The organism is Streptococcus salivarius, assembly GCF_002094975.1.
Lineage (GTDB): Bacteria > Bacillota > Bacilli > Lactobacillales > Streptococcaceae > Streptococcus > Streptococcus salivarius_D.
This window is the reverse complement of the sequence record NZ_CP015283.1, coordinates 1,036,586-1,050,409: the sequence shown is the minus strand read 5'-3', so window position 1 is coordinate 1,050,409 and position 13,824 is coordinate 1,036,586. Positions and strand designations below refer to the sequence as shown.

Below are 13,824 nucleotides of genomic sequence, written 5' to 3'. Positions count from 1 at the left end.
CTATAATCTAGTCAATTATACCATTTTACAAGGCTTTTGCCTAATGCAAACAGAAAAAGGGACCTCTAGAGATCCCTTCAGAATGAAGACAAACATCAAAAACGATGTTTGTCTTCATTCTGAGATGGTACGAAACCATCTTCTATATTTTAGTTCTTATTTCACTTCTTGTTTGTAGAACTCTTTCAAAGCATCTTGCCATGTTGGAATGACAAATCCTGTAGCCTTAGCCTTATCCAAACTCATTGTTGAGTTAAGTGGGCGTTTAGCTTTAGCTGGGAATTGGCTTGAATCAACAGGTTTCACTTCAACATCAGTATCTTTGAGGATTTCAACCGCAAAGTCATACCAAGTTGTATCTTCTGCTGCATCATTTGACAAGTGATAGTAACCATATTCCTTACGATTTTCAGCCAAATAAGTCATAAACTCTGCCAAAGTACGTGTCCAAGTTGGACGACCGTGTTGGTCATTAACAACTGTAAGTGTCTTGTGAGTCTTAGCAAGGTTTTGCATAGTGAAGACAAAGTTCTTACCATAGTTACCGAAGACCCATGCAGTACGGATAATATAGTAGTTTGACACATGTTTTTCGACTAACTCTTCACCCATGCGTTTTGTACGGCCATACTCTGTCTGTGGATCTGGTTTATCATCAACTTCCCACTCTTGACCGACTGGTTTTTTACCATCAAAAACGTAGTCCGTTGAAATATAAACCAATGTTGCACTATGTTTTTCAGCAGCCTTAGCAACATTTTCAGTACCTGTCACGTTGATAGCATAGTCAAGCTCTTTACCTTCATCTTCAGCAGAATCAACAGCTGTGTAAGCAGCACAGTGATAAACCAAGGTTGGTTTTACTTCTGCAAATACTTCATCTACTTTGGCAGCATCAGTGATGTCCATTTCTGCCACATCTACTGCTACATACTCTTCGTTACGTTCGTCAAGAAGATGACGAAGCTCAGTTCCGAGTTGGCCATTTGCACCTGTTACTAGAATCATATTTTTCTCCTTGTAATTTTCATTAATAGCACTTTAATTCTAACAAAAAAAGGGTGAAATTTCACCCTTTTTCTTTAATAACATACACTGGTCGTTTCTTGGTTTCTAAAAAAATCTTGGAAATGTAGTGACCGATGATTCCAAGCGCTAAGAGCTGAATCCCCCCTATAAAGAGGATAATAGAGACAAGGCTCGCCCAACCAGCTACGCTTCCACCAATGGTCAACTTTCTGATGATGACGAAAATAATTCCAACCAAAGAAATCAAGAATGAGAAGGTCCCTGCCCATGTGGCAAGCTTCAAGGGTACTTCTGAGAAGTTGATAAAGCCATCAAGTGAGTAACTCAATAGGCTCCAGAAAGACCATGAAGTCTCTCCCGCCACACGTTCACGATTTTCATAAGAGACGTAGGCCACGTCAAAGCCGACCCAAGAAAAGAGGCCTTTTGAAAAGCGATTGACTTCCTTGAGCTCAAGAATGGCATCAACGACTTGACGAGTCATCAAGCGGAAATCACGTGCCCCATCCACCATTTCAGTATCAGAAACTTTATTAATCAACCAATAGAAGGCCTTAGCAAAGAGTGAACGAATAGGTGGCTCACCCTTACGGTCTGCACGTCTTGTCCCGACAACGTCGTAACCTTCTTGGATTTTGGCATACATCTCGATGAGCAGTTCAGGGGGATCTTGAAGATCGGCATCCATAACTGTGACGTAGTCACCTTGGGCTGCTTCAAGTCCTGCAAGTAAACCTGCTTCCTTCCCAAAATTACGCGAGAAAGAGAGATAGTGAACATTTTCAAATTGCTTTGAAACCTGTCTAAGAACTTCTAAGGTGCGATCTTTTGAACCGTCATTGACAAAGTAATAGTTGAAAGCCAACTGGTTGGCCATTTGTCGCTCAACTGCCTGACAAGCCTCTAAAAAAGGATGAATAGTCTCTTCCTCGTTATAACAAGGAACAACGATAGCCAGTGTTTTCATAAGATTTCTCCTAACGAATACCTAGTGCGATACGGGCATAACGACTCATCTTTTCAACAGTCCAAGCTGGTGTCCAGACCAACTTAACCTCAGTCTTAGTGACTTCTGGCACTTCTTTCATAGCATCATAAATTTGGTCTGTCAAAAGGTCTGCCAAGGGGCATCCCATAGTCGTCAAGGTCATATCGATTTCAGTATAACCATCTTGCTGGAAACGGATATCGTAAATGAGGCCAAGGTTGACAATATCAATTCCCAACTCTGGATCAATGACCATTTCTAAGGCTTCCAAGATACGGTCTTTGATTTTTTCAATTTCTGCTTCAGTGTATTTTACTTCAGACATAGCTTTCCCTCCAAAATCAGGGCCTAATAATCAGGCCCCTTCCATTTACTATCTTAGTCTTCAATAAAGTCTTTAAGTTGTTTACTACGGCTTGGGTGGCGCAATTTACGAAGGGCTTTAGCTTCAATCTGACGAATACGTTCGCGAGTGACGTTGAAGACTTTACCAACATCTTCCAAAGTACGCATCTTCCCATCGTCAAGACCGAAACGGAGACGAAGAACATTCTCTTCACGGTCTGTAAGAGTATCAAGCACTTCATCCAATTGTTCACGAAGAACCACACGAGTTGTGTAATCTACTGGATTTTCAATAACTTCATCCTCGATAAAGTCACCTAAATGGCTATCATCTTCTTCACCGATAGGTGTTTCAAGAGAAACTGGCTCTTGAGCAATCTTAAGGATTTCACGAACCTTATCTGGAGTCATATCCATACGTTCAGCGATTTGCTCAGGTGTTGGGTCTTGTCCCAACTCTTGCAAGAGGTTACGTTGCTCACGCACCAATTTATTAATAGTTTCAACCATGTGAACTGGGATACGGATGGTACGTGCTTGGTCTGCGATGGCACGAGTAATTGCTTGACGGATCCACCATGTCGCATAAGTTGAGAATTTGAACCCTTTAGAGTAGTCAAATTTATCAACGGCTTTCATAAGCCCCATGTTACCTTCTTGAATCAAGTCCAAGAACTGCATACCACGTCCCACATAACGTTTTGCGATTGACACTACCAAACGAAGGTTAGCTTCTGCCAAACGTTGTTTAGCTTCCAAGTCACCATTTTCAACAGCGATAGCCAACTCTTTTTCTTCTTCGTTACTCAAGAGAGGCACTACCCCAATCTCTTTGAGGTACATACGAACAGGGTCATTGACCTTAGCTGAGTTTGAACCAAGAAGCTCCTCGTCTGTCAACTCTTCTGGTTTTGGGGCTTCAACAACATATTTAGATGAAGGATTTCCGTCCTTATCAGTGATAGAGATACCACCGTCTGTCAAACGTTCCAAAAGGTCATCAATCCCATCAGCATCCAGAACAAATGGGATAACTAGTTTTTCTGTGACTTCATCATCAATTGCTGTACCAGCTTTTTTGTGGTTACGAATGAAATCAGCGACTTGAACGTTAAATGCTGTATTTTGTTTTTTCTTTGCCATGTGTTACTCCATATCTCGTTTTTGGGCGATGAGCATCTGCAGGGCTTCCACCGCTGCATCCACATCACCGTGGTTACTTGATTCTCTTATTTGTTTACTTTGCTTACGAAAGTCCTGTTCCCTCAAAAAATGATTTCTACGCTCTTCGATAGCCTGAACTTCTTCAAGACTAGTTTCAGGTGGTAAAATCTCCTCTAAAACCTGATAATAGGCTGTTTGCATCTCTTGAGAAAGTAGAGACAAAGCTACGGTATCAATCTGACCATCTTGTTTCAGAATATGATAAAGCTCCTCTAACTCAGGTGTTTGGAAGAAAAACTCCTCTCTCATGCGATAGTCATTCAAAATCATAGGATGATTAAGCATACGATGGAAGAGTTGATTTTCCGCCCGACGAAGACCTGTAATCTTAGGTGTAGAAGGTAGTTTGACCGTTCCTCTGAGTCCTGACGCTGAAGACTCATAAGCACTATTACTAGCAGCCGATAATTGAGCCGTCTGCTGATTCCTCATGGTCAACCGTTCGTTATTGACCGCTTGCTCGACTTGGAAAAAATCAAAGTCTGGCAAAAGGTCAGCTACCTTAGAAATGTAGGAATTTTGTGCTGTCACAGAAGGTGACTTGGCAATAATCTTAGCAATCTGCTCAACATAGGCAATCTCTGCTTGAAGATTGTCTACATTAGCGGGCTTGAGCTGTCCTATCCAAAATTCCACATCTGAAATGCGGGACTCGACCAAAAGTTTCCCCAAAGCCTCTTCGGATGTTTTCTGTAGATATTCATCAGGGTCCATATTGTCTGGAATTTTAACAATATCAACTTGAAAATCCGATAAAAGCTCAAGAGACTTGGCAATCGCATTTTGCCCAGCCTTATCACCATCATAGGTCAGAACAATTTTCTTGGTGAGTTTACGCAGACGATTGACATGTTCAGGAGTCAACGCCGTCCCCATAGAAGCCACAGCATTAACATGCCCAGCCCTATAAGCGGCAATGACATCCATGAATCCCTCCATCAGATAGACCTCATGGGTCTTCTGAATCACCGGCTTAGCCTGATCGAGGTGGTAGAGTTCGTAAGACTTATTGAAAATGCGGGTAGCCCTCGTATTTTTGTACTTGGCTTGTCCTTTTTCAATATCGTCCTTGTTCCAAACACGTCCTGAAAAACCGATAGTCTTTCCAAACTCATTCTTAAGCGGAAACATGATTCGATTTTTAAAAGTATCGAAAAGACGATTACTTTCAGAAAGATTAAAAAGACCTGATTCTGTCAGTACCTCTTCGTCATATTTTTTTGATACAGACTGATAGAGATAATCTGGTTCGTCAGGGGCTAGACCAATCTGGAAGGTCTTAAGTAAATCGTCAGTCATACCACGCTCATAGAGGTAGGCACGCGCTGCTTCTCCTATCTTAGTCGTCATCAGAACTGCGTGATAAAACTTAAGCGCATCCTCATGAAGATCATAGAAGGCTTGATTAGGAGAATTCTGCTGCTGAGCCTGTCTTGGTGCATCTATCGTAACCGCAATACCTAAGCGGTCTGCCAGAACCTTGACACTTTCTTGGAAAGAAATCTGACGGTATTCCTCTAAAAATTTAAAGACATCCCCAGACTTTCCACAACCAAAACAATGATAAAACTGCCTATCCTCGATAACATTAAATGAGGGGGTTTTCTCCTTATGGAAAGGGCAGAGACCGAGGTAATTTCGACCTGCGCGATTAAGACTGACAACTTCACCAATCACGTCGACGATATTGGTACTGCTCTTAATATCTTCTATTAAAACTTTATCAATTACCATCTAACTGCCCCCTATCTTACCATAATTGCATTACTTCTAATTATAACACGATGAAAAATGAAAGTAAAATAAAATTGATTTTTCATGAGCAAATCCCTTGTCAAGAATTACAAAATTGGATAAACTATTAAAAATAAATAAAAGAAGGGAATCATTATCAAAATGATTAAAGAACTTAAAGATTTTTTATTCAGGGGGAATGTCCTTGATCTTGCTGTAGCCGTTGTTATGGGAGCTGCCTTCAACGCTATCATCACTTCACTTGTAAGTGATATTATCACTCCAGTTATCCTTAACCCAGTTGTTAAGGCTGCTAACGTTGAAAACCTCTCTAAATTATCATGGAACGGTATCGCTTACGGTAACTTCTTGAGTGCAATTATCAACTTCATCATCGTTGGTACTACCCTCTTCTTCGTTGTTAAAGCTGCTAACCACGCTGTAGCTCTTGGTAAAAAAGAAGAAGAAGCTACTGAAGAAGCAGCAGCTCCATCACAAGAAGAATTGCTTGCTGAAATCCGCGATCTTCTTGCAAACAAATAATCTTTATTTGTTCACCTAAAAGCATATGAAACTTAAGACGCCTGAACTATCAGACGTCTTATTTTTTTATACCAAGAGACTTATTTATTCGAGGAAAAAGAAAAAACTTGAGTAATCTCAAGCTTTTTTCTGTTAATTTCATTCTTAATTAGAATTTTTTACGTTTGCGAGCTGCCTCTGATTTACGTTTACGTTTTACAGAAGGTTTTTCGTAATGTTCACGTTTACGAGCCTCTTGAAGAGTACCAGCTTTAGTCACAGAACGTTTGAAACGACGAAGAGCGTCGTCAAGTGATTCGTTTTTACGTACTACTGTTTTTGACATTGAATTCACCTCCTCAAGATAATGTAACATTTTACACGTTCTATTCAAGTATACAAGACTGATCTTTTTCTGTCAAGAAATATCTTTTAAGTTTGAGTAATTTTGATGTCAACACTATTTTCTAAGTCTTATTGGAGATTATCAGGGGCTTTACCATACAAAAACTAGAGGAATCATCCTCTAGCTCTCTTTTATTCAACTGCTGTGTATTTAGAAGCATCCTTGATGTACTCGTCGTAAGTACCATTGTCTTTCAATTTCTTGATAACCTTGTTTACTGCTTCTTTCAATTTGTCATTGCCTTTAGCCATAGCGACTGCTTTAGCATCACCATCGTCAACTTTGAGGGCAACACTTGCCAAAGCCAAATCTGGATTTTGTGCCACGTAACCTTCTGCTACTGGTTTTTCAAGGTCAACAGCATCAACTTGGCCAGACTTAACTTCGTTAATAGCTTCACCCATTGCTGTAAGTGATACGACTGTTGAGTCTTTCAACTGTTTCTTAGCAAGTCCTTCTTCGATAGTACCTTTTTGAACGGCAACTTTTTTACCCTTGAAAGCATCTAGGCTTGAGTAGGTAGATTCTTGATCTTTACGAACGATGATTGCATTTTGTGTTTCGTAGTAAGGATCTGAGAAATCGAAGGTTTTCTTACGTTCATCTGTCACTGAGATACCAGATATGGCAATATCAGCCTTACCAGCTTGAAGGCTAGAAAGGACATTGTCAAAGCTCATAGTTGTCACTTCAAGTTTAACCCCAAGTTCATCAGCGATAGCTTGTGCCAACTTGATGTCTGAACCGACAACTTGGTCTTTACCGTCGACCAAAGTTTTGAACTCAAATGGTGCATAGTCTGGACTGACAGCCACGACAAGTTTTTTATTTTCTTTAATAGATTCGTAAGCGTCTTTTTTTGACCCACATGCTACCAAGGTAACGGCAGCAAGGAGAGCCATGGCTCCAAGGAAAAGTTTTTTCATAAGAAACTCCTGTATAAATATAATTTTTGCTCGTTTATTTTACTTAAAATTAGTGGTATTGTCAACATTTATTAAGAAATTGCGACAATTTTTCTAAGCCCTTTTGAAGGACTTCCTTGTCACAGCAATAACCGATGCGAACATGGGACTCCTTGTCAAAACGGTTACCCGGAACCACAAGAACACCATAGTCCTGAAGAAGCTCTAAAGCAAAATCTTCGATAGGACGATTCACATCTAATTTGACGAAAGAGGTGGAAACACTAGCAGGTCTAATCCATGACGCCTTAGGTTCCTTGGCAATCCACGCATCCATAAGAGCTAGATTTTCCTCTACAATCTGACGATTACGTTCTAGGATGGCTTCTTTATTTTCCAAGACAAGGGTAGCCACCATATCATCAAAGACACCAGCACAAATCATCGTGTAGTCGCGGTAGTCACGCAGAATATCCGCCACCTCTGTGTTAGAAGCAACCCAACCCACACGAATACCAGGAATGGAATAGGTCTTTGACAGACTATTGACGGCAATGCCCTTTTCATACAAATCCACAATAGAAGGTGCAGGCTGGTCAAAACTGCGATAGACCTCATCTGAGAAGATATAGGCGTCTACTTCTTTAGCGATAGCCACTAGCTCCTCGAGGTAAGCAGCGTCCATAAGGGCACCGGTAGGATTGTTGGCATTGTTAATACAGATCATCTTTGTATTAGGACGAATCAGACGACGGAGTTGGTCCAAATCAGGCAACCACCCCTTGTCCTCTTCAACCGCCCAGAGATCCACATCTGCTCCTAGTGACTTAGGAATGTCATAGAGCTGCTGATAAGTTGGATACATGGAGATGACATGGTCTTCAGGCTCAATAAGAGCGTAAAGGGCTAGCATCGTCGCTCCCGTTGCCCCGTTGGTTTGGAGGATATTATCAACCGGCATGTTCTTGTATAAACTAGCCACCTGAGTTTTGAACTCTGGTGCCCCCTCAATCCAGCCGTAATCCATCTTTTTCTTTAGCAGTTGGGCAAAAAAGGCGTCCTTATCAAGGCCTGACAGGTCAAATAATTCTTCCATTGTGAGGGCCTTAATTGAAACTCCTGCGATATCATATATGGCAGATTTTTCATGGACATTAAGCCATTCTTCAACACCAAAACGTGGTAGCTTCATAGTTTCTCCTTGCTTTTCTTAAGCACTCTATACGATGTCATTTGTCTATTGAACAGACTTACCTACTTTGATAATAACCGTTTTTAGCAGAGAATTCAATAAAAAATGGGGTATTGCCCCATTTTAGATTTAAGAATTTTTGGAGACTCCCCCTAAGTGAGTAAAGCGAGGACCAAACGAGACTTTTCACTGTTGATGAAAGCACCTGAAACATGCTCGTTTCAGGTGCTCGGGAGTTTTAAATTTACTTACTTTGTTTGTAGGTTGATGCTTCTTTCAACCATTGGTCAAATTTTCCAGAGTCCTTAGTCTCTTTGATGACGGCATTGATTTCTTTAAGCAAGTCATCTGAACCCTTACGTGTTGCGACGGCATAAGCATCTGTACCATCTGACTTGAGATTAAAGTTGGCAAGGGTTAAATCATCATTTTGAGCGATATAACCTTCTGCAATGGCCTTCTCAAGTACAACTGCTTGAAGCTGACCTGATTTAAGTTCGTTAATCATTTCACCATTTGAAGCTAGTGATACGACACTTGCCTTAGGGATTTGTTTCTTAGCAACGGTTTCTTGGACAGACCCTTTTTGCGTACCGACCGTTTGTTTAGCGAGACTATCAGTGCTTGTGTAGTCATTTACCTTGTCTTTTTTGACAATCACTACATTTTCTGACGTATAGTAGCTGTCTGAAAAATCATAAACCTTCTTACGTTCGTCTGTCACCGAAATACCAGCAATGGCGATATCAGCTTTACCACTTTGCACGTTAGCAAGAACATTATCAAAAGACATCACGGAAAATTCAACCTTTACACCGAGTTTTTCACCGATAGCTTTGGCCAACTCGATATCTGCTCCAACCAGCGTATCTTTGCCGTTAACCAACGATTTGAACTCAAAAGGCGCAAATTCAGATTCTGTTGCCACGACAATTTTTTTCTTTTCCTTAATCGTTTTGGGACTTACTCCCTGACTTCCACTACAAGCAACTAGAAAGCACGTGGCGACTAGAGCTGTAAGGATAAACCAAAATTTCTTCATATAATAACCCCTTATTTAGTAGAACTCTTAAGTGAAAGAGCATAGGCATCTTGAACATATCTGTCAATCTTACCTTCTTTTTTGAGTTTAGCGATAACCTTATTAACCTTTGCTTTTAGCTTATCGCTTCCTTTAGGCATTGCGACAGCATAGGCATCTTTTGAATCAGACTTGAGCGCAATGTCTGACACAGCTAAATCACTGTTTTGATCTACATAACCTTGTGCAATGGCTTTTTCAAGAACCACTCCTTCAACTTGACCAGATTTCAATTCATTGATAGCTTCACCAGGTTGTGCCAAGGATACCACATTAGCATCTGACAAGTTGGCTTTGGCGATGTTTTCTTGAATAGAACCTTTTTGAACGGCTACAGATTTTTTAGCAAAATCACCGGTTTGTTTGTAAGTTCCTGTCGCATCTTTTTTAACAACAAGAACTGTTTCAGACTCATAGTAGGTATCTGAGAAATCAAAGATTTTTTGACGTTCTTCAGTAGCTGAGATTCCTGAAATGGCAATGTCTGCCTTACCAGATTGAACATTGGCCAAGACATTATCAAAAGACATTTCAGAGAATTTGACTTTTACACCAAGCTCATCTGCAATAGCCTTAGCAATTTCGACATCAGCTCCAACAATCGTATCCTTACCATTTTGGATTGTCTTGAATTCAAAAGGAGCAAAGTGAGGATTAAGAGCAACTGTCAAAGTTCCTTTATCTTTCACCTTTTCCAAAGTGTCCTTCGACGAAGAACAAGCTGCTAAAGTCGTCAAAGCAAAGATCCCTGCAAACCCCAACAAAAGTTTTTTCCATGTTTTCATAATCAATCTCTTTTCTATATTTATTAACTTATGTAAGTATAATAATGTATTATTATGCATTTGTCAATGGAAAAATGAACTTTTATCGATTATAATTTTCATTTTTATTAATTTTATCGTCATTGCAAAATCTAAAAAATACTTATTTAAAGCTCTTATATCTGATTTTTACGACAAAAAAACTATTCATTCATCTGAATAAATAGTTCATATTATTACCAAAATTCTCGGATAAAGTCATTTTCAAGACGCTCACGATAGAAAAGTTCAGAGAGTTGATCCTCTTCAAACACGTGCAGGAGGTTGAGCATGTCATAGGCCAGCTCCATCTTAGGTACGTCCTCCCTGGCAACCCAACGGACTTCTCCCTCTTCTGTCGAATGAATGTCTCCTTCAAAGTCTGAAGTTCTATAGAGGAAAACGAGATAACGCTCGTCTTCTGTCGTGTACCAATGCTTCATACCAACCAATTTAGGATTTTTAATGGTCAATCCAGTTTCTTCCTTGACCTCACGAATAACTGACTCCACTAGCCCCTCGTGTGCTTCAATATGACCACCAGGTAGGGCAGCACCCGACCAAGAATAACGCTTGGGATCGCGAATTTGCATGACAATATTTCCATGGTCATCTTCGATAAGACACATGTTGGTCAGAATAGTAGCTTGTGAACGTGACATAGATAGTCCTTTCTAGTAAGTAGTCAAATAAAATCTTAACAATTAGTTTTTAATCGACTCACGATGTCGCAAATGCAGATAAATAGAAGCATAGAAAGCCATAAACAATATATAACCAAACATTGGTATCCAAACAAGTTCTCTTTTTATAGTCCACATGGGCTCAAAAATAATTTGCGTATAATTCTCCCACTCTCCCTCTTTTTCAATTTTTATACCTTCTATAGCATGAATTAGAAACACATAGAGGTTCAAATTTAAACAAATAAAAGCCGCAATTTTTCTCTGGCCCATCTTGTTAAAGTGTTAACCCAAGGCTCAATGCTTCTAATCCATACTCTTCAGTTCTAGCACCATATCACGGATTTGAGCCGCCAATTCAAAGTCAAGAAGTTCTGCTGCTTCGTGCATTTGTTTTTGAAGTTTTTTGATGGCTTCTCGGCGTTCTTTCTTGTTCATGGCACTGTAGTCCACAGTATCCTCTGCCACTTCTGCTTCATTAGCCTTGGTAATCGAAATAAGGTCACGAATTTCTTTCTTAATCGTTTGTGGAACAATGCCATGCTCCTTATTATAGGCCATCTGGATTTCACGACGTCGAGCTGTTTCATCCATGGCTTTTTGCATAGACTCCGTAATTTTATCCGCATACATGATAACGTGCCCTTCGCTGTTTCGGGCAGCACGTCCAATCGTTTGGATAAGTCCACGTTCGTTACGAAGGAAACCTTCCTTATCAGCATCCAAAATAGCAACCAGACTAACTTCAGGAACGTCAATCCCTTCACGGAGCAGATTAATACCGATAAGAACATCAAAGACACCCAAACGTAGGTCACGGATAATCTCAGTACGTTCCAAAGTCTTAATGTCAGAGTGCATGTATTTGACCTTGACACCCATTTCCTTGAGATAGTCAGTCAAGTCTTCAGCCATCTTCTTAGTCAAAGTGGTTACGAAGACACGCTCGCCTTTTTCAGTTCGGGCATTGATTTCACCAAGGAGGTCATCCATTTGTCCCATAGTTGGACGCACTTCGACTTCTGGATCAAGGAGCCCTGTCGGACGGATGATTTGCTCAACGACAGTCTCAGTTTGCTCCATCTCATAGTCCCCTGGAGTGGCAGACACATAGACAATCTGATGAACATGACTCTCAAATTCTTCACGTCGAAGTGGACGGTTATCAAGAGCCGATGGTAAACGGAAACCGTAATCAACCAACATCTTCTTACGAGCCTGGTCTCCGTTATACATTCCCTTAATCTGCCCCATTGTCATGTGGCTTTCATCAATCATGATGAGGAAATCTTCTGGGAAGAAATCAAGCAAGGTGAAAGGTGGCTCGCCTTCTTTACGACCATCCATATGGCGTGAGTAGTTTTCGACACCATTGGTGTAGCCCATCTCACGAAGCATTTCAACATCGTATTCTGTCCTTTGGCGGATACGTTGAGCCTCGATGAGCTTACCCTCAGCTTCAAATTGCTTAACCTGAGCTTCCATTTCTTCCATAATATTCTTGATGGCTTCTTCCATATGCTCTTCATTGGTCATAAAGTGAGTCGCCGGGAAAAGAACAAGGTGCTCAACCTCGCCGAGATTGCGTCCTGTCAAACTTTCAATCTCACAGATGCGGTCAATCTCATCACCGAAAAATTCGACACGAAAGGCATGTTCATCACGGCTAGCCGGGAAAATTTCGACTACATCACCACGTACACGGAATTTCCCACGTTGGAAATCAATGTCATTTCGCTCAAACTGGATATCAACCAGATCATTTAGCAACTTATCTCGAGAAATTTCCTGACCTGGACGAAGGCTAACCGCTGAATCGGCATATTCTTTTGGCGAACCCAAACCGTAAATACAAGAAACGGAAGCCACAACGATAACATCATTACGCTCAAGGAGGGCCGATGTCGCTGAGTGACGGAGTTTATCAATTTCATCGTTTACAGAGCTATCTTTTTCGATATAGGTATCTGATGATGGTACATAGGCCTCTGGCTGATAGAAATCATAGTAGGAAACGAAGTATTCCACAGCATTGTCTGGGAAGAACTCCTTGAACTCTCCATAAAGCTGACCTGCCAAAGTTTTATTGTGGGCGATAACCAAGGTTGGTTTATTGACGCGCTGGATGACCTGACTCATGGTATAGGTCTTACCTGTCCCTGTCGCCCCCTTTAGAATTTGAGCCTTCTCACCACCTTCAATATTATCCACCAAGGCTTCGATGGCCTGAGGTTGATCCCCAGAAGGTTCATATTTAGAAACCAAATGGAATTGATTATCTTCTTTTCTATCTATCATTCTTTTTCCTTTCATTTATGTAATCATTCATCTCTTGGTCGGAGAAAAATTCTCCTTCTGCGATAGGAATGTGAATCATTTTTGTCTCAGCAACGTATTTTCGCTTTTTTCGTGTCTGAAAACCAAGTTTTTTATCATATTTCAAGGCCGTTTTACTATCATTGAAAAAAATGTATAAAACTCTATATCTCTTTCTTTCCCAAGACCTTATATTTCCGAAATCATCGATACGTTTTAGAATATAGTATATAGTCGACGAGTGTTTGGCATCATCCATTGGCGTTGACCAATCCTTCATAACCAAGTCAATTTCAGACAGCGGAATCTCAAAGGTTACTCGTCCACATAACCTTCCATAATAAATAAAGGTATCATTGTTAATTTCCAAAATTTTTTTATGACCTTTAAGTCTCACAATACCGTCAACTAAATTAGTCAGAGCATGAAGAAATATTAGTAAAATGAAGAAGGCAACACAGTTATCTACAAAGTTCCCAAAACGATAATCATCTAAAAGAAACCAGCAGAATAGACCGGTGGAAGCGACAAGAAATATAAGTCCATAGACAATTTGGACACAAATCATACCTCGCTCAAGTCTAACTCTCATCTCT

General features: G+C 40.5%; 14 protein-coding genes. 1 reads left to right on the top strand and 13 read right to left on the bottom strand.

Going from position 1 to position 13,824, the window contains the following annotated elements; translation table 11 throughout:
- Positions 1-156: 156 nt before the first annotated feature.
- From rfbD to dnaG, 5 genes are all read right to left on the bottom strand, one after another.
- Entirely contained in the window at positions 157-1,008 is an 852-nt protein-coding gene (gene rfbD, locus V471_RS05410; protein WP_070847591.1) for a dTDP-4-dehydrorhamnose reductase, read from the bottom strand.
- Positions 1,009-1,069: 61 nt separating this feature from the next.
- On the bottom strand, positions 1,070-1,996 hold the full coding sequence (locus V471_RS05405) for a glycosyltransferase family 2 protein (RefSeq protein ID WP_070847588.1): 927 nt from the start codon (positions 1,994-1,996) through the stop codon (positions 1,070-1,072).
- Between the two features lie 10 nt (positions 1,997-2,006).
- The gene (locus tag V471_RS05400; protein WP_002886809.1) at positions 2,007-2,342 is read right to left on the bottom strand and encodes a metal-sulfur cluster assembly factor; all 336 of its coding nucleotides are present in this window, start codon (positions 2,340-2,342) and stop codon (positions 2,007-2,009) included.
- A 53-nt stretch (positions 2,343-2,395) separates the two neighbouring features.
- Entirely contained in the window at positions 2,396-3,505 is a 1,110-nt protein-coding gene (gene rpoD / locus V471_RS05395) for an RNA polymerase sigma factor RpoD (RefSeq protein WP_002884252.1), read from the bottom strand.
- Between the two features lie 3 nt (positions 3,506-3,508).
- Positions 3,509-5,320 carry a DNA primase gene (gene dnaG, locus V471_RS05390; protein WP_084871187.1) on the bottom strand — a complete coding sequence of 604 codons (1,812 nt, stop codon included), beginning with the start codon at positions 5,318-5,320 and terminating at the stop codon, positions 3,509-3,511.
- 162 nt (positions 5,321-5,482) lie between these two features.
- On the opposite strand from dnaG, the gene mscL reads away from it, so the two are divergent.
- Positions 5,483-5,863, top strand: coding sequence for a large conductance mechanosensitive channel protein MscL (mscL, locus tag V471_RS05385; protein ID WP_084871186.1), 381 nt, complete (start codon positions 5,483-5,485; stop codon positions 5,861-5,863).
- A 148-nt stretch (positions 5,864-6,011) separates the two neighbouring features.
- Here the strand turns inward: mscL and rpsU are convergent, their stop codons facing one another.
- From rpsU to V471_RS05340, 8 genes are all read right to left on the bottom strand, one after another.
- Positions 6,012-6,188, bottom strand: a complete 177-nt coding sequence (gene rpsU / locus V471_RS05380; RefSeq protein ID WP_002884573.1) for a 30S ribosomal protein S21 — start codon at positions 6,186-6,188, stop codon at positions 6,012-6,014.
- A 191-nt stretch (positions 6,189-6,379) separates the two neighbouring features.
- On the bottom strand, positions 6,380-7,174 hold the full coding sequence (locus V471_RS05375) for an ABC transporter substrate-binding protein (protein WP_002886806.1): 795 nt from the start codon (positions 7,172-7,174) through the stop codon (positions 6,380-6,382).
- Between the two features lie 61 nt (positions 7,175-7,235).
- Positions 7,236-8,345: an aminotransferase gene (locus V471_RS05370; RefSeq protein ID WP_049554122.1), complete on the bottom strand. Its 1,110-nt coding sequence runs from the start codon at positions 8,343-8,345 to the stop codon at positions 7,236-7,238.
- 244 nt (positions 8,346-8,589) lie between these two features.
- The gene (locus tag V471_RS05365; protein WP_002884336.1) at positions 8,590-9,387 is read right to left on the bottom strand and encodes a transporter substrate-binding domain-containing protein; all 798 of its coding nucleotides are present in this window, start codon (positions 9,385-9,387) and stop codon (positions 8,590-8,592) included.
- Between the two features lie 11 nt (positions 9,388-9,398).
- Complete coding sequence (locus tag V471_RS05360; protein WP_084871185.1) at positions 9,399-10,211, bottom strand: transporter substrate-binding domain-containing protein; 813 nt, start codon at positions 10,209-10,211, stop codon at positions 9,399-9,401.
- Positions 10,212-10,426: 215 nt separating this feature from the next.
- Positions 10,427-10,891, bottom strand: coding sequence for an 8-oxo-dGTP diphosphatase (locus V471_RS05355; protein ID WP_084871184.1), 465 nt, complete (start codon positions 10,889-10,891; stop codon positions 10,427-10,429).
- Between the two features lie 327 nt (positions 10,892-11,218).
- Positions 11,219-13,210, bottom strand: a complete 1,992-nt coding sequence (gene uvrB, locus V471_RS05345) for an excinuclease ABC subunit UvrB (RefSeq protein WP_084871182.1) — start codon at positions 13,208-13,210, stop codon at positions 11,219-11,221.
- A complete protein-coding gene (locus tag V471_RS05340; protein ID WP_002886800.1) occupies positions 13,200-13,820 on the bottom strand; it encodes a hypothetical protein in 621 nt (206 codons plus the stop codon). The genes uvrB and V471_RS05340 overlap by 11 nt, the downstream gene beginning before the upstream one ends.
- Positions 13,821-13,824: the final 4 nt, after the last annotated feature.